The organism is Gluconacetobacter diazotrophicus PA1 5 (assembly GCF_000067045.1).
Classification (GTDB): domain Bacteria; phylum Pseudomonadota; class Alphaproteobacteria; order Acetobacterales; family Acetobacteraceae; genus Gluconacetobacter; species Gluconacetobacter diazotrophicus.
In genome coordinates, this window is the sequence record NC_010125.1 from 1,203,823 (window position 1) to 1,221,682 (window position 17,860).

Below are 17,860 nucleotides of genomic sequence, written 5' to 3' on the forward strand. Positions count from 1 at the left end.
TTTTTTCTGAAGAAGGAGAACCCCTTCAAAAGGGACGAACAATCACCATGATAACGACGACCATCATCAGCACGGTCGGAATTTCGTTAGCCGCACGGTAAAATTTTTCGGATCGCGTATTACGGTCCTGCTCGAACCCCCGCCGCCAGCCGGCGCAGGCGCCATGAAAACCCGCCAGGCCCAGTACGGCGGCAATTTTGGTGTACCACCAGCCGGCATGCCAATCGACGGTACCCGGCGTCAGCGCCAGCAGGATGCCGAACAGGAAGGTGCAGAGCATGGCGGGCGTCATGATCTGTCGCAGCAGCTTGCGTTCCATCACCTTGAAGCGGGCACTCTCGGCCGATGCAGGGTCCACCTGGCAGTGATAGACGAACAGGCGCGGCAGGTAGAACAGGCCGGCCATCCATGCGATCAGCGACATCACATGCAGCGCCTTGAACCATGCCAGCCAGGGCAGGAAACCCAGGATCAAGACCGTGTTCCGCCTGATGCCTGCGCCGCCAGGATCCGTTCCAGCAACGGCGCGAATTCGGACAGATGCGCGATACGGAACAGCCCCGGCCAGTCGGGCGCCGGCAGGTCCAGCGGGCGCAGCAGCACGCAGGCCATGCCGGCCGCCCGGGCGGCGCTGGCGCCGGTGTCGGTATCTTCCAGGACGATGCATTCGTCCGGGGCAACGCCTTCGATTTCGGCGGCATGCAGGTAGACGGCCGGATCGGGCTTCGGCTTGCCCATGTCGCGCGCCGAGTGAATCCGGTCGGCGACGAAGCGATCCAGCCCGGTCCGGGCGAATTTCACGTCCATCTCAGCGATCGAGGAGTTGGAACCGACCCGCACCGGCAGGTCGAGGCCGATCACCGCCGTCAGCATGCCGTGCGCGCCATCGATGACGCGGGCCTCCCGCTGCATCAGTTCGACCAGCTTCTGCTGCACCACCGCCGCCCAGTCATCGGGCAGCACGCGGCCGGTTTCGGCCTCCATTTCGGTCTTGATCCGCGTCAGGGCCCGTCCGGCCAGGCGTTCCACCGCCGCTTCGTCATCCAGTTCGACGCCGATCTGGCGCAGTTCCCGTGCCACGACACGGCAGGACGGGCCCTCGCTGTCGATCAGCACGCCGTCGCAATCGAAGATGACCAGCCGCAGCCGGCCGTCCGGCCGGACCGACCGGGGCAGCGTCGCCGCGGGCCATGATGTTCCGGGCTCCATGCTCAGACCTCCCTGACGGTGCGCACAAGATCACCGACATGTTCGGGCGGCGTCGGGGGCACCACGCCGTGGCCGAGATTGAAGACGTGCGGCCGCCCTTTCATCGCATCGCGAATGGCGCGGGCTTCCTGCGCCATGGCATCGCCGCCCGCCAGCAGCAGCAGCGGGTCCAGGTTGCCCTGCACCGTCATGCCGGGCGGCAGCAGGCCGGCCATCGCCGCCATGTCGGCGCCGGTATCCAGCGCCATGACACGCAGGCCGGTCTCGCGCGCATATTCCGCCGCCATGATCCCGGCCAGGCGCGGAAAGCCGATGACCGGCACGCCGGGGCGGCGGGCCTGGATCTCCTGCACGATGGCGCGGGTCGGGGCGATGACGTGGCGGCGGAACTGCGCCGGCGGCAGCAGGCCGGACCAGCTGTCGAACAGCATCACGGCCTCGGCCCCCGCGTCGATCTGCGCGACCAGCATGTCGGCGGTGGCCTGGGTCAGCGTCGCCATCAGCCGGTCGAACAGCAGCGGATCGGAATAGGCCATGCCGCGCGTGGCATCGAATTCACGCGAGCCATGGCCCTCGACCATGTAGCACGCCACGGTGAAGGGCGCGCCTGCGAAGCCCAGCAGGGTGACGCGCCCGCCCTGGGCCGCGCCGATCGGATCGGGCCCATCCAGAATCGCGCGCAGGCGGCTCAGGGTTTCCATCACCGGGGCCGTCGCGTCGGGCACGCGCTTCGGGTCCAGCCGCGCCAGGTCGGCCTCGCTGCGGATGGCGCCCAGGATGGGTCCCTTGCCGGCCACGAAATCCAGCGACTGGCCCATCGCCCATGGCAGGATCAAAATGTCGGAAAACAGGATCGCCCCGTCCATGGCGTAGCGCCGGATCGGTTGCAGCGTGATTTCCGTCGCCAGGTCGGGCGTCATGCATCGGGTGATGAAATCGGCCTGGTCGCGCAGGGCACGGAATTCCGGCAGGTACCGTCCGGCCTGACGCATCAGCCAGATCGGCGGGGGCCATACGGCCTCGCCCTGAAGGACCCGCAGAAGGGGTTTGCCTGTATCCGTCATCGCCTGCCCGTCATCGTGGTTTCAGCCATGGTCGTTCGATCCCGTTCACTCACGGGAATATCCCGTACTTTCATCGAGGATGACAGGACCACGCGCCAAGGTCCGGTACGCCGTCACCGGATTTCGGGACCCACCTCTAAACATGAAATAAGAAGAAAGAAATCCTGGAGAGGGAGATAGGGCCTGTGGATGGCGGGGTACCCACGTTTCCAAAAACGTACCCCGTCTTTCCCACAGGGTGTACAGTTTCTATAAGCCTGATCTTCAACCGCTTATCGGAGTTATCCCGAAACTGCCGACAAGGGGCTGTGTACAACCCACCGTGTCGGCGTCCGGGGATGTTGTCCACGGTACTCGGTACGCTCAAGAAGTGTCTGGAGTACTATCCCCATGTACCCCAGTACTCGTTCGGGCCGGACACAGGGTTTCATTTTTCGAGTACGGAGAGCCAGCGCATGAGCGACTCGTCATTAGTACTACCGGGCGGACCTCTACAGGCCGAGTCGCCCCTGATAGTACTGGCCAGCCAGTCCGCCACGCGCCGTATCCTGTTGGAACAGGCGGGATTATGCGTCGAATGCCGCCCCGCCCGCGTGGATGAGGACGGGGTCCGGGAATCGGCCCGGGCGGCGGGCCTGTCGCCCGATTCCTGCGCCCTGCTGCTAGCCGAACTGAAGGGCGGGCGCATTCGCGATCCCGGCTGCGTGGTGATCGGGGCCGACCAGATCCTGTCCTGCGAGGGCGAATGGTTCGAAAAGCCGGCCGACCGCCAGGCCGCGCGGGCGCAGTTATGGCGGCTGCGCGGACGGATGCACGTGCTGCACAGCGCGGTCGTGGTCATGCGCGACGGGCAGGTGATCTGGCGCCACGTCGCGCGGCCCGAACTGACGATGCGCCCGTTTTCCGAAGCGTTCCTGGACGCGTATCTCGACATCGAGGGCGACGCGATCCTGTCCTCGGTCGGAGCCTATCGGTTGGAAGGATGCGGGGTTCACCTGTTCGACGGCATCGTGGGTGAGCACGCCGCCATTCTTGGCCTGCCTCTGCTGCCGCTGCTGGGGTTCCTGCGCCAGCATGGTGTTGTCCTTTCCTGAGACAAGGACACAGCCTGACCTGCCCTTCCAAAAATATCACCCCCGGGGCTTGCCAAGCGTCCGACCCACGGTTATACCCCGCGCACTCGCACGGCGTCGGATGACGGCGCCAGTGCCGGCGGGGCCATAGCTCAGTTGGGAGAGCGCCTGAATGGCATTCAGGAGGTCGTCGGTTCGATTCCGATTGGCTCCACCAGTTCCTCCGCCTGTTTTCTTTCGGACATGGTGATCGCGGCATCGGCCGGTATCGGGACTCCCCGATAGCGGCGTGCCGCATTATGTGCTTCGTCCCCGCGTGCTGCGAACCGCCTGCCGCAAGGTGCGGCGCCAGACCACCATGCCGCACAGCGTCGTCACCAGCAGCGTTCCCGCCATCGTGCCGATCAGGGCCGTCCAGTCGGCGGTCCAGGGCATCTGCAGTACCGTGCGCGTCACCAGCCAGGCAATCAGCGTTCCCAGGATCGTGGCGGCCAGGCCGGCCGTGAACCCCAGCAGGGTGAATTCGACCAGCCAGATCGTGCGGATCTGCCCCGAATCGGCACCCAGCGCGCGCAGGGTGGCGGCGGTGGTGACGCGCTGCCGCCACCCCGCCGCCAGCGTCGCCGCCAGCACCAGCCCGCCCGACATCAGGATGATCGAGGACGCGGCGGTCAGGGCGGCGGCCAGCCGGCCCACCAGCGTCCCCAGCTCGGCCAGCACGTCGGCCACCCGGATGCCGGTCACGCCGGGCAGCGCGTCGGTGATCGCGGCCAGCACGGCGGCGTCCCGATCCGCCCGGCCATCGGTGGCCAGCGTGGCGACGAAGGTATGCGGCGCATGGGACAACAGGCCCGGCGACACCACGAAGGCGAAGTTGAGTTGCAGGGACCGCCAGGCGACGCGGCGCAGATTGGCCACCCGGACGTCGATCGACCGGCCCAGCACGTTCAGCCGGATCACCGATCCGATCCGTACCCCCCACCCCTGAGCCAGCCCGGCATCCAGCGACAGCAGGGGCGGCCCGTCATAATCGGCCGGCCACCATGTGCCCTCGGCCAGTTGGGTGCCCGGCGGGGGCATTGCCGACAGCGTCAGTCCGTGGTCGCCCCGCAGCGCCCATTGCGTCTGTGGCGTCGCCGCGACCCGTTCGGCCGGCACGCCGTTGACCGCGACGATCCGGGTGCGCATCGACGGCACCTGCTGGATGGCGCGCACCGAAGGCTGGGACCGCGCCAGGGTATCGAACCGGTCCAGGTCGGCGGGCTGGATGTCGACGAAATAGAAGGCCGGGGCGTTGCGCGGCATCTGGTCGCGCAACTGGGCCATGATCGCGCCCTCGACCAGCGTGATGGTCGCCATGCCGGTCAGCCCGGCGCCCAGCGCCACCATCAAGCGCGCGGTCGGCGCACCCGGGCGGGCGAACAGGGCCAGGCCCAGCCGCAACACCCCGCGATCGGTGCCCATGCGGGGCAGCAGGGCCGCCATGACGCGGCGCAGCGCCCCGCCCGCCAGTGCCAGGACCCCGCCCACCGCCAGCGCGATGGCGAGGAATCCCGCGACGAACAGGCGATCGCCGCCCAGCAGTCCCGCCAGCCCGCCCAGCAGGATCGCACACGCCGCCATGGCCAGTCCCGCACGAAGGCGCCCGCTCCGCCCCAGCGGCCGCTGCCGCCCCTGGTCATGGAACAGGGCGGCGGGCGGAATCGCGCTGGCCCGCGTCAGCGGCAGGATTACCGACAGCAGGGCGACCAGCACGCCGAACAGACCGGCCAGCAGCGCCGGACGCACCGGCGGTGCCAGTGTCGCGGTCAGCGGCAGCAGGCCGGAGAGCGCATGAACGGCCAACGGCGGCAACAGCAGGGCGAGCACCATGCCGCCGCCGATGCCGAGGATGCACAGAACCGCGATCTGCAGCCCGAAGGTCAGCGAGACCAGCGTGCTGGGTGCGCCGAGGCAGCGCAGGATGGCAATGGTTCCTCCCCGGCCTTCCAGCCATGATGTGACCCCCGCCGAAACCCCCAGCCCGCCCAGCAGCAGCGCGGTCAGGCCGATCAGTCGCAGGAAGCGCGCGATCTGGTCGATCGTCCGGGTCAGGGCCGGCGCCGCGTCGGCGGTGCCACGGATGCGCCATCCCTGGTCGGGAAAGCGGGCCGCGATTGCCCCGGCCAGGGCCTGTGCCCGGGCGGCGCGTCCTTGGTCCGGGCCATCCAGCGCAATGCGCAGCGCCCGGTTGACCAGCGCCCCCGGCTGCAACAGCCCGGCCGCGTCCAGGGCCGGCCGGGCGATCATCACGGCCGGCGCCAGCACCACCGTGGTCGCGCTGTCGGGGGTGTGGGCCAGCGTACCGGCCATGCGAAACTGGGCCGACCCGACCCGCACGGCGGCCCCCGGCGCCAGCCCCAGCCGCGCGATCACCAGCGGATCGGCCAGCAGCGCGGCCGGGACGGTCCCCGGGGCGGCCAGAGCGCGGTCCAGGGGGCCGGGCGGCGTGATCGTGACCGTGCCCACCAGCGGATAGGCCGCATCGACGGCCTGGAGTTCCACCAGCATCCGCCCGCCCGGCGCGTAGAGCATCGAGCGCATGCGCAGGATTTCCGAGACCCGCGCGCCGTGGGCGGTGACGAAGGTGGCGAGCTCGGCGGGAAACGGATCGCTGCTTTCGATCGACAGATCGCCGCCCAGCAGGCTGCGTTGCTGGCCGGCGATGCCGTCATGGATCATGCCCTGCAGGCCGCCCACCGCGCCGATCGCCGCCACCCCCAGCGCCAGGCAGGCCAGCACGATCCGCATGCCGCCGATTCCGCCCCGCAGGTCGCGCAGCGCCAGCCGGGCCACCAGCCGCAGGGTGGCGAGCATGGCGGCGACGGGTTTCCGGTCGGGGTCCCGGATCACGGCGCGGACGGCCGTGCCGGCTGTTCCGATTCCAGGCGCCCGTCTTCCAAGTGCCCGTCGCGCACCTGCACGCAGCGGCCGCATCGCGCGGCCAGGGCCGTGTCATGGGTGATCAGCAGCAGCGTGGTGCCGTATTGCCGTTGCAGGCTGAACAGCAGATCCACCACCGCCGCCCCGGTGCGGGTGTCGAGATTGCCCGTCGGCTCGTCGGCCAGCAGCAGGCGCGGCCGTGTGACGAATGCCCGGGCCAGGGCCACGCGCTGCTGCTCGCCGCCCGAGAGTTCGGCGGGCAGATGGCCCAGCCGATGCGCCAGCCCGACCGCGTCCAGGGATGCGGTGGCAGCCGCCATGCCGTCCGACCGGCCGGCCAGTTCCAGCGGTACCAGCACGTTTTCCAGCGCCGTCATGGTCGGGATCAACTGGAAGGACTGGAAGACGATGCCCGTCGTTTGGCGGCGGAAGCGGGCCATGGCATTTTCATCCAGCGTGTCCAGACGGGTGCCGGCGATCCGGATCGTGCCCCGCGTCGGACGTTCCAGCCCCGCCAGCAGCATCAGCAGCGACGTCTTGCCCGATCCGGACGGGCCGACAAGGCCCACGGCCTCGCCCTCGGCCACCCGCAGGCTGACGCCGTGCAGGATCGTCAGCGCCCCGTCACCCCGCGCCCCGCCGTCGCGCGGGTTGACCCTGCCGGGGCGGGCCGGCACTGTCAGCCACAGGTCATCCGCCTCCACCAGGGCTGGCCGTCCGTTCGGGAACCTGTCGCCGTCCATGCGCTATCCTTCCGACATTGCGTGGTCCTGCGCCCGCTACGCTACATGGCGCGGCCGGATGGCCCGAGCCCTTTTTCTGTGGCTGATCCTGCTGCCGGCGGCCGCGATGCCCGCCCGGGCCGCCGACCGGCCGATCCGGGTCCTGGCGCTGGGGGATTCGCTGACGGCCGGTTACGGCCTGGCGCACGCCGACAGCTTCGTGCCGCGCCTGCAGGCGGCGCTGGACGAAAAGGGGGGCGGCATCACTATCCTGGATGGTGGCGTGTCGGGCGATACCAGCGCGGATGCGCTGGCACGGCTGGACTGGGCGCTGGGCGATGCGCCCGATGCCGCGATCGTGGAACTGGGCGGCAATGACGGGCTGCGGGGGCTGGAGCCCGCGCGGATGGAACGGAACCTGACCGCCATTCTCGACCGGTTGCGGCAGGCGCATGTGCCGGTGCTGCTGTCGGGCATGTACGCACCGCCGAACATGGGCGCGTCCTACGGCCAGTCCTTCCGCGCCGTGTTCGACCGGCTGTCGCACCGGCCCGGCATCATGTGGGACCCGTTCTTCCTGAAGGGCGTGGCGGCGCATCCCGAACTGGAGCAGCCGGACCACATCCACCCCAATCCGGCCGGTGTCGGCGTCATCGTGCAGCGCCTGGCCCCGTTGGTGGAACGTCTGGCGCAGGATGCGCGGCGGTCCTGACGAGCGGGCTGCGAATCCTGTAAAATAAGGAAACGATGAGTTTACGTCGTTTCTATTTCTGTTGGCGGTCAGCATCGATACGGTTTCGAACAGACAGACGGACACACGGCGGCACGGCGTGCCAGGCCCGAGGTCCGGGTCCCGCGCTTATTGGAGAATCCTTGTCATGTTCATGCTGAACGCGCAGATGCGCGACACGATGCTGCTGGCCGCCCGCATTCTGCTGTCCACCCTGTTCCTGATCATGGGCTGGGGGAAACTGACCGACTTTTCCGGCGCCGTTGCCTATATGGCCCAGACCCACGTCCCCTTTCCGGCCCTGGCGGCGGCGGTCGCGACGGTAACCGAACTGGGGCTGGGCCTTGCGGTCCTCGCCGGGGTGCTGACCGTGCCGATCGCACTGGTTCTGGCGGCCTATACGCTGGTAACGGGCCTGATCGGCCATCCATTCTGGTCCATGTCCGGCATGATGCGCTACGACAACATGATCCATTTCTACAAGAATATCAGCATTATCGGCGGTCTTCTGGCCCTGGCGGCGGCAGGACCGGGACGGTTCGCGCTGCGTCCGGCCAATTGACGTGAAGCGACCTTTTGCTGTTGGCTAGGTGTTTGGTCCCGGGATTTGGTGGTGCATTATTTTCACATGAGTGGAAGGATGCGCTATGGGCCAGGTTCACCACGGAAGCGCCACGACGACAGCGGCAGTCCGTCGAGCGATACAACATAGTCAAGAGAGCCTGAGGGTTCTGGCGAAACGCTACGGGATCAACCCGAAGACGGTCGCCAAATGGAAGGGGCGGACCGATACGTCGGATCGACGCACCGGTCCGAAGGTCGCATCCTCAACCATCCTGTCGACCGAAGAAGAAGCGATCGTTGTGGCCTTCCGTCGCCATACCCTGCTGCCTCTTGATGATTGCCTTTATGCGCTTCAGGCGACGATCCCGCATCTGACGCGATCTTCCCTGCACCGTTGTTTTCAGCGCCATGGGATCAGCCGCCTGCCCGAGACCGAAGGCGACAAACCGAAACGGTCGAAGTTCAAGAGTTGTCCGATCGGCTATTTTCACATCGACATTGCTGAAGTCCGCACTGAAATGGGGCGCCTTTATCTTCTGGTGGCGATCGACCGGACCTCGAAATTCGCTTTTGTCCAATTGCACGAGAAAGCGACACGTCGCGTTGCCGGTGACTTCCTGCGTGCTCTGGCCGCTGCGGTTCCCTACCGCATCCATACCGTGCTGACCGATAACGGCACGCATTTTACCGATCCGGCCGGCAATGGATGGACACCCGAAGACATCAAGGCCATGCGGGCGGATGGTGTCCTGTTCCGGTGCCACTCTTTTGAACTGGCCTGTGCTGATCTCGATATCGAGCATCGACTGACAAAGCCGCGACATCCCTGGACGAATGGCCAGGTCGAGAGGATGAACCGCACGATCAAGGACGCCACCGTCAAGCGCTTCTACTACGAAACACATGACCAGTTGCGTCAACACCTCGCCGACTTCGTTACCGCCTACAATTTCGCCCGCAGGCTCAAGACCCTGCGCGGCCTCACTCCATATGAATTCATTTGTCAGCAGTGGGAAAAAGAACCATCACGGTTCATACATAATCCGCACCACCAAATCCCGGGACAAAACAGCTAGGCTTCTATTACTGGCCTACCCGGTTCGGCCTGTCGTAGAAACGATACGGAACCGGGAGACCGTCATGAGAGACTATACCGACAATGACGATGGAGTGCGCACGCAACTCCAGGGCCTGATTTCCGAATTGCAGACCGACATCGAAAAGGTGGCTGTCCTGCTGGATCAGACTCAGGCCAGCGACGATGTGAAGCACCTGATCGCCAGCATCGCGGATCGTCTCGACGGTGTCGCTGACCTGGCGGACCGCAGATAGGTCGCGTCCGCGTCGATCCAGGGACAGTGCCCCGCGCCTGATGCCAACCGTCATGGAAGCGGGCCCGTGCGAGCCCGCTTCCACGCAGTGACAGACTGCTACAGCGTCAAATTGGCACGCAGGTAGTAATATCCGCCATTCATGTCGAGCTGCGACGTGCTCATGTAGTATTGCGGCACGCCCAGATAGCGGTTCCCGTCCGGCACCCGGCTGGGCCGGGCGTCGAACAGGTTGTTCGCCCCCAGCGTGAACGACCAGTTGCGGTTGGCGCGATAGGTGATGTCCAGATTGGTGATGAATTTCGGTGTGTTCCGGAAGGGTAGGAACACCGTGCTGGAGAGCGAGCCCGTATTGGCCGCACCCGTATAATAGGTCAGTTGCGATGTCGTCTGGCCATAGCGGATCTCATGCACGCCGACCGTCCAGGCCCCGTGGGTAAAGCGCCCGCCGAAGATCATCTTGCTGCGCGGATAGGCCGTGGTGATGTAGGCAACGCTCTGTGCGGACAGGAGCGGCTGCCCCGTCGCGGCGTCCGTCTGATGGCTCAGGCGGGTCCGGTTGAGGTTGATGGCCACATCCCAGTCGATCCGCCCGACATCGCCCAGCCGCGTCGGATAGGTCGCCGTCAGGTCCAGCCCCTGCGTGCGCGTGCTTGCCACGTTCGCAAACCAGTTGGTCGACAGCGAGGCCGCCGTCCACTGATCCGATCCGGCAGGCAGCGTAAAGCCGTTCATCGTCAGGGCGGAACGCGCCGCATTGCCGGTAATGTTGCCGCCCGGCAGGATCTGGTCGCGCAGATTGATCTGATAGACATCGACCGTCACGTGCAGGTTCCGTACCGGCTCGACGATGATGCCGCCGGTGGCGTTGGTCGAGCGCTCGGGCTTCAGCGGCGCCGCGCCGTTGGCCAGCGCGCCGGGCGAATTGGCCGCGATCAGCCCGCGCGCGGCCGTGGGCGAGAGCGTCAGCGAACTGTAATGCTCCTGCGCCAGCGTCGGCGCATGGAACCCGTTCGAGATCGTGGCGCGGAACGCCAGCCACCTGAACGCATCATAGCGCGTGGACACCTTGCCGGTCTCGGTGTCCCCCACATCGGTATAATGCTCGTAGCGCCCGGCCAGATCGAGTTGCCAGTTCTTCAGAAGATGCGTGGAGACATCGACATATCCGCCGACGACATCGCGGTTGAAATTGCCGGCATTGCCCGCATTGGTCCCGGCCAGCGCGTCCGACCCGCTGCCATAGGTCGAATCGGGCGATCCGGTGCCGACCGAGTAGCTTTCGTAGCGATAGGTCGCCCCGCCGGCGACGTTGATGCTGTGCGGCCAACCGGAGACATGAAACGCCCGGCTGATATCGAACGTGTTGCTCCACTGGGAATTGTTGAACCCCTGGGCCTGGATGACCGTCGGCGTGCGGCCGGTCGCGGCCGCGACCGCGAAATTCGCCGAATCCTTCAGCCCGATCGCGTCATAATCGCGGCCATAGACCGAGGACAGGTCCCAGTTCCATCCCCGCAGGACGCCCTTCACGCCCGCCGTGACCTCCCAGTCATCCTCATCGATCGTCTCCAGCGGCGAATAGCCGTCCGGATAGATGGCGGCATAGAGCGGATAGGCTGCAAGCGAGCCGGGCAGGCGATAATTCTGGTATGCCTCGGCATGCCGGTGGGCATAGGTCGCCAGCGCATAGGCCTGGATATCGTCCGTCAGGTCGTACCCGGCCTTGATCGCCAGGCTTTCGCGCGTCTGCTCGGGCCGGCCCTGGATCTTGTTGATCTTGGTCCCCGTCCGCAGGTCCGGCGCGCTGCGGAACGTGTGGTCCTCGTGCACGAAATCGCCGCTGACATGGACGAACCCGCGCGCCCCCAGCTTCGCGCCGCCATCCAGATACACACCTTGCTGGAACCCGTCCTTGGCAGCGGTGATGCCGGTGATCGACTCGGCATTGAAGCCATGGTCCTGCTTCTTGAGGATGATGTTCACCACCCCCGCCACGGCGTCGGACCCGTATTGCGCCGAAGCCCCGTCGCGCAGGATCTCCACATGGTCGATCGCCGCCATGGGGATCATGTCGATATCGACCGGCGTGGTGCCCTGCTGCGGGCCGCCATCGGCATAGAGGTTGGCCGTGGTATGGCGCCGCTTGCCATCCACCAGTACCAGCGTCTCGTTGGGGCTGAGGCCGCGCAGGCTGAAGGCCGACGTCAGCGCGCCGGTATCGAAGCCGCCCGTCGGCAGCGTCAGCGACGGCAGCAACTGGCCCAGCGCCTCGCGTAGCGTCGGCTGCCCCGTCTGCGCAAGCTGCCGCGCCGATACGATATCGATCGGCGCCACGCTGTCGCGTGCCTTCTTCCCGATCTCACGCGTGCCGGTCACGATGATGGCCTCGCCGGTATCGGCCGGCCGGGCGGCCTGCATCGGAACGGCAATTTGGGCCGCGCCGTCGGCCGCCTGCGCACGCTGGCGGCTGGAGGATGCGACGCGCTTCCTGGCGGTATCCTGCGAGGCCGTGGTTTCCGCCGTTTCGTCCGCCGCCATCGCCTGCGCGATCGGCAGCGCTGTCAGGATCGAGGCCGCCAGCAACGCATGCCGGGGGTGGAGACGATATCCTGCCAGAGGCGTTCTTCTGCCGGCAGGTGCGAAATCCGGAGCGAGGGAGCGGATGGAAGGCACGATGGGGGCTCCATTATACTATTTATTATAGTTGTTTATGGAAACAACGATTCGACTCCCGTGTATCATCTGCTCGATTAAATGTGAATTTATCTTATAGGCATTTCGATGCCTATCCGCCTTATCTGTTGTAAAATTTAACACAGATTGCCGCCCAGGCAGGGGGTATCGATCCCGCATGTCGCGGCACGCCTGCCCGGCAGGGCCGACGGCCAAACGGGCCCGGAGCGCGTGAAATTCAGGGAATGCGTGGCGGCAGCCCGGGTTCGCGCCGATTCCGGCGAACGCGACGCTCAGAGCAGGTCGCGATTGGGTCCAGGCGCTTCGATTATCCAGGCGGCAGAGCGATCCGGGCCGCTCCACCGCCATGTCCGGTGCCGAATTCGAGACCGGCCGCTTTCAAGCGGCGTATTCGGTGCTCAGTGACCGGTGAAGAAGGTCTTGGTGTCCTTGGCGGTATCCGACCCCCAATGTCCGACCTTCCGGCCCGTGTTCTGTCCCCATTTGCCGATCTTGCCGCTGGTCTTTTCGCTCCACTTCGCCGTGTTGTGAGCGGCGTCGACGGACCCGTCGCGTACCGTGTTCCAGCTTTTCCTGCCCGCCTTTTCGCTCCACTGAGCCGTGTCGTGGGCGGCGTTGACCGTTCCGTTCTTCACGGTATGCCAGCTTTTTTCGGCAGTCTGGCAGGCGCCCGAGATGCATGAATTCGTGTCGTTCGCGATAGCTTGAGACATCGGCCCCAGCAGCATTCCCGCAATCGCCAGAATGCCAGCCTTACCGAAAAATCCGTTTCTCATGCTGATAGCTCCTTGTTCTTCCTCACCTTCACGCCTGCTCCCCCAACCATTCTTCGCAATGAACTCCACCCCGGCGAATTCCAGGGCGGTGCGGATGGCGTGGATGGTAACGGGGATAGGGACAGCGGCCCGGCGTCTGGGATGACGCTTCAAGCTGACGCTGCGACCAGTTCAGCAAGGCGCCGCGGCGCAGCATTGTGCAGGCGTGACGTCCACAAAAGGGCAACCTTACATCAAGGATAAGGATCGCCCGTAAGGACGAGATGACACCATAGATGCGATGTGATGGTGCCGCAACATGACGGGGCGCGCACGATGATGATGTGCGGATGTTCGGCTGGAAGAAAACCCGGGGCTCCATGGTGGGCGCACAAGGACTCGAACCTTGGACCCGCTGATTAAGAGTCAGCTGCTCTACCAACTGAGCTATGCGCCCATGGAGTGGCCCTCTCGGGTGACGCGCTTCTAACAGCGCATCGGGAACAGGGCAAGCGGTTTATCGAAAAAAATTCCCTGTATTGTCATATCGGTCGGTCGGCATGGTTCCGAAGGACCATGCCTCGACCTCACCCGTTCAGCCGCGCCAGGACCGTATCGAACTGATCCAGCGAATGGTACAGGATACGGATCGACCCGCCCCGCCCGTCAAAGGCGATCTGCACCTTCAGCCCCAATCGCGCGGACAGGTCGCGTTCCAGGACCTGGATTTCCGGGTCCTTGCGTTCGGCGGCCTTGGCGGGGGCCTGCTGCTGCTGGCGGGTGGCCTTCTGGATCAGGGCCTCGGTCTGGCGGACGTTCAGCCCCTGCTCCAGCACGATTTTCAGGGCCGCGACCGGGTCGGGATGGCCCAGCAGCGCGCGGGCATGGCCCGCCGTCAGCTTGCCGTCGCGCAGTGCCGCGCGCACCGGCGGCGGCAGGTTCAGCAGCCGGACCATATTCGCGACGTGCGAGCGCGACTTGCCCAGCGCGCCGGCCAGTTCTTCCTGCGTCAGGCTGTAATCCTGCAGCAGGCGCTGCAGGCCCTCGGCTTCCTCGATCGCGTTCAGGTCGGCGCGTTGCAGGTTTTCGACCAGGGCCGCGGCCATGGCGTCCCCGTCATCCAGGACGCGGATATGGACCGGGACCTCGTGCAGGGATGCCATCTGGGCCGCGCGCCAGCGGCGTTCGCCGGCAATGATCTGGTAGCGATCGGCGTGGTCGGGGTGCGGCCGCACGAGGATCGGCTGCAGGATGCCGCGCGTGCGGATCGAATCCGCCAGTTCCGCCAGGGCATCGGGTTCCATGACCTGGCGCGGCTGGAACGGTCCGGGTTCCAGCAGGTCGACCGGCAGCGTGCCCGCGCGGTCCTGTTCTGTGCGGCCCGAAACGCGGGCGATGGCGGTGGGCGCCTGATCGCCCAGCAATGCCGCCAGGCCCCGGCCCAGGCGCGGACGGGCCTGATCCTTCTTCGTGCTCATGCCCGGACCGCCTTCCCTTTCGGTTTCGCCAGCTTCATGCGGGCGATCAGTTCCTTGGCCATCGCCTGATAGGCCATGGCACCGCTGGATTTCGCATCATAGGCCATGACCGAGCGGCCATGGCTCTGGGCCTCGGAAATGCGGATGTTGCGCGGGATCAGGGTGTCCATCACCTGATCGCCGAAGAAGCCGCGCGCATCGGCGGCGACCAGTTCCGACAGATTGTTGCGCCGGTCGTACATCGTCAGCACGATGCCCGCGACATGCAGGTCGGAATTGAAGGCGCGGCGCACGCGGTCGATCGTGCGCACCAGTTGGCTGATCCCTTCCAGCGCGAAGAATTCGCACTGCAGGGGCACGACGACCCCGTCCGACGCCACCAGCGCGTTCAGCGTCAGCAGGCCGAGGCTGGGCGGGCAGTCGATCAGGATCACGTCGTACCCGCTGCCCACGCGGGCTATGGCATCGCGCAGGCGGAATTCGCGCCGGTCCTGCATGACCAGTTCCAGTTCCGCGCCGGCCAGTTCGGTATCGGCGGCGATGATCGCCAGGTTCGGGATTTCGGTGGCCTGGACCAGGTCGGCGGCTGCGGCGTCGTCCATCAGCAGGGCATAGGTGCCCAGGCGACGCGCGTCGTAGCCGACGCCCAGGCCGGTCGAGGCATTGCCCTGCGGGTCGAGGTCGATCAGCAGGACGGAAAGACCCTGCGCCGCCAGGCCGGCGGCGAGGTTGATGGCCGTGGTCGTCTTGCCGACGCCGCCCTTCTGGTTGGCCAGGGCAAGAATGCGAGGCACGCGCGCGGCGTCAGCGACCCGGCGCGCGTTCTGAGTGTCTGACACGCCTGATATCACCCAGTCTGAGAATGGTGCCGTCCGCGTTGGTGCGGCTTGGCAATCGGGATACCGCCATGTGCCAGTCGGCGGCGGCAGCGGTCAACTCATCCTCGACATTTCGGCCCTTCAGGAACAGACAAAATCCATCCGGGGCCAGGAAATGGCTGCTCCATTCCAGCAATTGAGGCAGGGCGGCCAGGGCGCGGGCGGTGACGACCTGCACGGGCGGTATGTCCGCGTCCTCGATCCGGCGGGCGATGATGGTGACGCGTGCGCCCACCGCGCGCGCGGCCTCGCGCAGGAAGGCGGCCTTGCGCTGGTCGGATTCGATCAGGGTCACGTCCGCGTCGGTGGCCATCGCGATGATCAGCCCGGGAAAGCCCCCGCCCGACCCCATGTCGGCCAGCCGCACGCCGGGCGGGATCAGCGACGCCAGTTGCAGGCAGTCCGCGATATGCCGGTCCCACAGATGTGCCAGGTCCCGGGGCGAGACCAGGTTGATGCGGCTGTTCCAGCGGGTCAGGATTTCGGCGAACCGGTCCAGCTTCGCCCGCAGCGCATCCGGCACGCCATTGCCCCCCTGTGGTTTCACGTGAAACATCATGCCACCTGCCGCACATGCGACAGCAGTGCCATCAGTGCCGAGGGCGTGATCCCCGGCACCCGCTGCGCCGCGCTGAAGCTGGCGGGGCGGGCGGCGGCCAGGCGTTCCTGCATCTCGCTGCTCAGCCCGCCGATGCGCCGGTAATCCAGGTCGGCCGGCAGGGTGATGCGCGTTTCGGCCTCCAGTTGCCGGATCTCGCGCGCCTGGCGGACCAGATAGCCGCTATACCGGGCTTCGGTTTCGACATGGCGGCTGACGCGCGACGGCAGGGCGGCGAACCACGGGGCGATGCGCGCGATCGCATCCGGGGTCGCGGCCGTGGCCAGCACGTCCAGCAGGGTGCGGCGGCGCCCGTCGGCGGATACCGTGATCCCGGCCTGCTGCAATGCGTCGGGCAGGAAGCTTTCGGCCCCCGCACGCTGCATCGCCGTGTCGATGGCGTCACGTTCCGCCGTGAACAGGTGCGCGCGCGCACTGCCCACGCAGCCCCACCCGATCCCCTGCCCGGTCAGGCGCAAATCGGCATTGTCCGCCCGCAGGCTCAGCCGATATTCGGCGCGTGAGGTGAACATGCGGTACGGTTCGGACACGCCCTGCGTCGCCAGGTCGTCGATCATCACCCCCAGATAGGCGGCGCCGCGATCGATCGCGATCCCCTCGCCGCCCCCGGCCCGCCGCGCGGCGTTCAGGCCGGCCAGCAGCCCCTGGGCGCCGGCTTCCTCATACCCCGTCGTGCCGTTGATCTGCCCGGCCAGGAACAGGCGCGGCAGCGCGGTCAGCTCCAGCGTCGGCGCCAGCGCGCGCGGATCGACATAATCATATTCCACCGCATAGCCGGGCCGGACGATCCTGCAGCGTTCCAGTCCCGGAATGGAATGGATGAGCTGTTCCTGAATATCGGCCGGCAGGCTGGTGGAAATGCCGTTGGGATAGACCAGGTCGCCGCCCGCGTTCCCCGGCAGGGCCTCGGGTTCCAGGAAGATCTGGTGGCTGTCGCGTTCGGCGAAGCGCACCACCTTGTCTTCGATCGACGGACAATAGCGCGGGCCGCGCCCGGCGATCGCCCCGCCATAGACCGCCGACAGATGCAGGTGTTCGCGGATCAGCGCATGGGTCCGCGGCGTGGTGGCGGTGATCCGGCAGGATAGTTGCGGGTTGTCGATCGCCTGCGTCAGGCGGCTGAAGGGTTCGGGCACCGCGTCGCCCCGGTCCTCGGCCAGGCTGTCCCAGTCGATGCTTGTACGGTCCAGGCGGGCCGGGGTGCCGGTCTTCAGCCGCCCCATCGGCAGGCCCAGCGCCTGGAGCCGCTCGCCCAGCGCGTGGGCCGGTGGTTCCCCCACCCGGCCGGCCGGATGGCTGTCATGGCCGATATGGATCACGCCGCGCAAGAAGGTGCCGGCGGTCAGTACCACCGCCCCGGCGCGGAACTGTCGCCCGTCCTCGCACACCACGCCGGCGGCCTGGCCGGCATCGTCCACGATCAGGTCGCCGGCTGCCCCTTCCGCGATGTCCAGGTTCGCGGTTTCGGCCAGCAGATCCTGGATCGCGCGGCGGTACAGCGACCGGTCGGCCTGCGCGCGGGGGCCATGCACCGCCGGCCCCTTGGAGCGGTTCAGCAGCTTGAAATGAATTCCCGCCCGGTCGGCGGCCCGTGCCATCAACCCGTCCAGCGCATCGATTTCGCGCACCAGGTGGCCCTTGCCGATGCCGCCGATGGCCGGGTTGCACGACATGGCGCCGATCGTGTCCCGCCGATGGGTCAGCAGCAGGGTGCGCGCGCCGCACCGGGCCGCCGCCGCCGCGGCCTCGCACCCTGCGTGGCCTCCGCCTATGACGATGACATCGTACTCGGTCGTCACGTTTGCCTGCCCCCGTTTA

General features: G+C 66.7%; 16 protein-coding genes and 2 tRNA genes. 6 read left to right on the forward strand and 12 right to left on the reverse strand.

Going from position 1 to position 17,860, the window contains the following annotated elements; all coding sequences use genetic code 11:
• Positions 1 to 25 precede the first annotated feature (25 nt).
• Genes hemJ through hemE form a run of 3 tightly spaced genes read right to left on the reverse strand, consistent with a single transcriptional unit; the run spans position 26 to position 2,273 of the window.
• The gene (gene hemJ / locus GDI_RS05735; protein WP_012224344.1) at positions 26 to 475 is read right to left on the reverse strand and encodes a protoporphyrinogen oxidase HemJ; all 450 of its coding nucleotides are present in this window, start codon (positions 473 to 475) and stop codon (positions 26 to 28) included.
• A complete protein-coding gene (locus GDI_RS05740; protein WP_012224345.1) occupies positions 472 to 1,209 on the reverse strand; it encodes an HAD family hydrolase in 738 nt (245 codons plus the stop codon). The genes hemJ and GDI_RS05740 overlap by 4 nt, the downstream gene beginning before the upstream one ends.
• Positions 1,210 to 1,211: 2 nt before the next feature.
• Positions 1,212 to 2,273, reverse strand: a complete 1,062-nt coding sequence (hemE, locus tag GDI_RS05745; RefSeq protein WP_012224346.1) for a uroporphyrinogen decarboxylase — start codon at positions 2,271 to 2,273, stop codon at positions 1,212 to 1,214.
• Between the two features lie 455 nt (positions 2,274 to 2,728).
• Here hemE and GDI_RS05750 point away from each other — a divergent pair, with 455 nt between their 5' ends.
• Both GDI_RS05750 and GDI_RS05755 read left to right on the forward strand, forming a co-directional pair.
• Complete coding sequence (locus GDI_RS05750) at positions 2,729 to 3,367, forward strand: Maf family protein (protein WP_012554042.1); 639 nt, start codon at positions 2,729 to 2,731, stop codon at positions 3,365 to 3,367.
• A 120-nt stretch (positions 3,368 to 3,487) separates the two neighbouring features.
• Positions 3,488 to 3,563, forward strand: a tRNA-Ala gene (locus GDI_RS05755).
• Positions 3,564 to 3,643: 80 nt separating this feature from the next.
• Here GDI_RS05755 and GDI_RS05760 read toward each other — a convergent pair.
• Both GDI_RS05760 and GDI_RS05765 read right to left on the reverse strand, forming a co-directional pair.
• The gene (locus GDI_RS05760) at positions 3,644 to 6,238 is read right to left on the reverse strand and encodes an ABC transporter permease (RefSeq protein ID WP_012224349.1); all 2,595 of its coding nucleotides are present in this window, start codon (positions 6,236 to 6,238) and stop codon (positions 3,644 to 3,646) included.
• Positions 6,235 to 7,011 carry an ABC transporter ATP-binding protein gene (locus GDI_RS05765; RefSeq protein WP_012224351.1) on the reverse strand — a complete coding sequence of 259 codons (777 nt, stop codon included), beginning with the start codon at positions 7,009 to 7,011 and terminating at the stop codon, positions 6,235 to 6,237. Before GDI_RS05765 ends, GDI_RS05760 begins: the two co-directional genes overlap by 4 nt.
• Before the next feature lie 58 nt (positions 7,012 to 7,069).
• On the opposite strand from GDI_RS05765, the gene GDI_RS05770 reads away from it, so the two are divergent.
• From GDI_RS05770 to GDI_RS05785, 4 genes are all read left to right on the forward strand, one after another.
• Positions 7,070 to 7,702, forward strand: a complete 633-nt coding sequence (locus GDI_RS05770) for an arylesterase (protein WP_012224353.1) — start codon at positions 7,070 to 7,072, stop codon at positions 7,700 to 7,702.
• A 166-nt stretch (positions 7,703 to 7,868) separates the two neighbouring features.
• A complete protein-coding gene (locus GDI_RS05775) occupies positions 7,869 to 8,282 on the forward strand; it encodes a DoxX family protein (protein WP_012554044.1) in 414 nt (137 codons plus the stop codon).
• An 85-nt stretch (positions 8,283 to 8,367) separates the two neighbouring features.
• A complete protein-coding gene (locus GDI_RS05780; protein WP_012224357.1) occupies positions 8,368 to 9,360 on the forward strand; it encodes an IS481-like element ISGdi9 family transposase in 993 nt (330 codons plus the stop codon).
• Between the two features lie 64 nt (positions 9,361 to 9,424).
• Positions 9,425 to 9,616: a hypothetical protein gene (locus tag GDI_RS05785; RefSeq protein ID WP_012554045.1), complete on the forward strand. Its 192-nt coding sequence runs from the start codon at positions 9,425 to 9,427 to the stop codon at positions 9,614 to 9,616.
• Between the two features lie 98 nt (positions 9,617 to 9,714).
• Here GDI_RS05785 and GDI_RS05790 read toward each other — a convergent pair whose 3' ends face one another.
• The 7 genes from GDI_RS05790 to mnmG all read right to left on the reverse strand — a co-directional run bounded on the left by GDI_RS05790 (position 9,715) and on the right by mnmG (position 17,841).
• Positions 9,715 to 12,156, reverse strand: a complete 2,442-nt coding sequence (locus GDI_RS05790; RefSeq protein ID WP_012224360.1) for a TonB-dependent receptor plug domain-containing protein — start codon at positions 12,154 to 12,156, stop codon at positions 9,715 to 9,717.
• Between the two features lie 554 nt (positions 12,157 to 12,710).
• Positions 12,711 to 13,241 carry a hypothetical protein gene (locus GDI_RS05795; protein WP_012224361.1) on the reverse strand — a complete coding sequence of 177 codons (531 nt, stop codon included), beginning with the start codon at positions 13,239 to 13,241 and terminating at the stop codon, positions 12,711 to 12,713.
• A 207-nt stretch (positions 13,242 to 13,448) separates the two neighbouring features.
• Positions 13,449 to 13,524 (reverse strand) — tRNA-Lys (locus GDI_RS05800).
• Between the two features lie 130 nt (positions 13,525 to 13,654).
• Positions 13,655 to 14,545 carry a ParB/RepB/Spo0J family partition protein gene (locus GDI_RS05805; protein ID WP_012224363.1) on the reverse strand — a complete coding sequence of 297 codons (891 nt, stop codon included), beginning with the start codon at positions 14,543 to 14,545 and terminating at the stop codon, positions 13,655 to 13,657.
• Positions 14,542 to 15,384 carry a ParA family protein gene (locus tag GDI_RS05810; RefSeq protein WP_269446540.1) on the reverse strand — a complete coding sequence of 281 codons (843 nt, stop codon included), beginning with the start codon at positions 15,382 to 15,384 and terminating at the stop codon, positions 14,542 to 14,544. Before GDI_RS05810 ends, GDI_RS05805 begins: the two co-directional genes overlap by 4 nt.
• Positions 15,350 to 15,979: a 16S rRNA (guanine(527)-N(7))-methyltransferase RsmG gene (gene rsmG / locus GDI_RS05815; RefSeq protein ID WP_012554048.1), complete on the reverse strand. Its 630-nt coding sequence runs from the start codon at positions 15,977 to 15,979 to the stop codon at positions 15,350 to 15,352. The genes GDI_RS05810 and rsmG overlap by 35 nt, the downstream gene beginning before the upstream one ends.
• Positions 15,979 to 17,841, reverse strand: coding sequence for a tRNA uridine-5-carboxymethylaminomethyl(34) synthesis enzyme MnmG (mnmG, locus tag GDI_RS05820; protein ID WP_012224369.1), 1,863 nt, complete (start codon positions 17,839 to 17,841; stop codon positions 15,979 to 15,981). The genes rsmG and mnmG overlap by 1 nt, the downstream gene beginning before the upstream one ends.
• Positions 17,842 to 17,860 lie beyond the last annotated feature (19 nt).

Excerpts from the sequence above, each read along its gene's own strand:
- rsmG (WP_012554048.1), bottom strand. The coding sequence starts at position 15,979 with ATGTTTCACGTGAAACCACAGGGGGGCAATGGCGTGCCGGATGCGCTG.
- GDI_RS05770 (WP_012224353.1), top strand. The coding sequence starts at position 7,070 with ATGGCCCGAGCCCTTTTTCTGTGGCTGATCCTGCTGCCGGCGGCCGCG.
- GDI_RS05805 (WP_012224363.1), bottom strand. The coding sequence starts at position 14,545 with ATGAGCACGAAGAAGGATCAGGCCCGTCCGCGCCTGGGCCGGGGCCTG.
- GDI_RS05790 (WP_012224360.1), bottom strand. The coding sequence starts at position 12,156 with ATGGCGGCGGACGAAACGGCGGAAACCACGGCCTCGCAGGATACCGCC.
- GDI_RS05775 (WP_012554044.1), top strand. The coding sequence starts at position 7,869 with ATGTTCATGCTGAACGCGCAGATGCGCGACACGATGCTGCTGGCCGCC.
- GDI_RS05750 (WP_012554042.1), top strand. The coding sequence starts at position 2,729 with ATGAGCGACTCGTCATTAGTACTACCGGGCGGACCTCTACAGGCCGAG.
- GDI_RS05785 (WP_012554045.1), top strand. The coding sequence starts at position 9,425 with ATGAGAGACTATACCGACAATGACGATGGAGTGCGCACGCAACTCCAG.
- GDI_RS05740 (WP_012224345.1), bottom strand. The coding sequence starts at position 1,209 with ATGGAGCCCGGAACATCATGGCCCGCGGCGACGCTGCCCCGGTCGGTC.
- GDI_RS05780 (WP_012224357.1), top strand. The coding sequence starts at position 8,368 with ATGGGCCAGGTTCACCACGGAAGCGCCACGACGACAGCGGCAGTCCGT.
- GDI_RS05765 (WP_012224351.1), bottom strand. The coding sequence starts at position 7,011 with ATGGACGGCGACAGGTTCCCGAACGGACGGCCAGCCCTGGTGGAGGCG.
- hemE (WP_012224346.1), bottom strand. The coding sequence starts at position 2,273 with ATGACGGATACAGGCAAACCCCTTCTGCGGGTCCTTCAGGGCGAGGCC.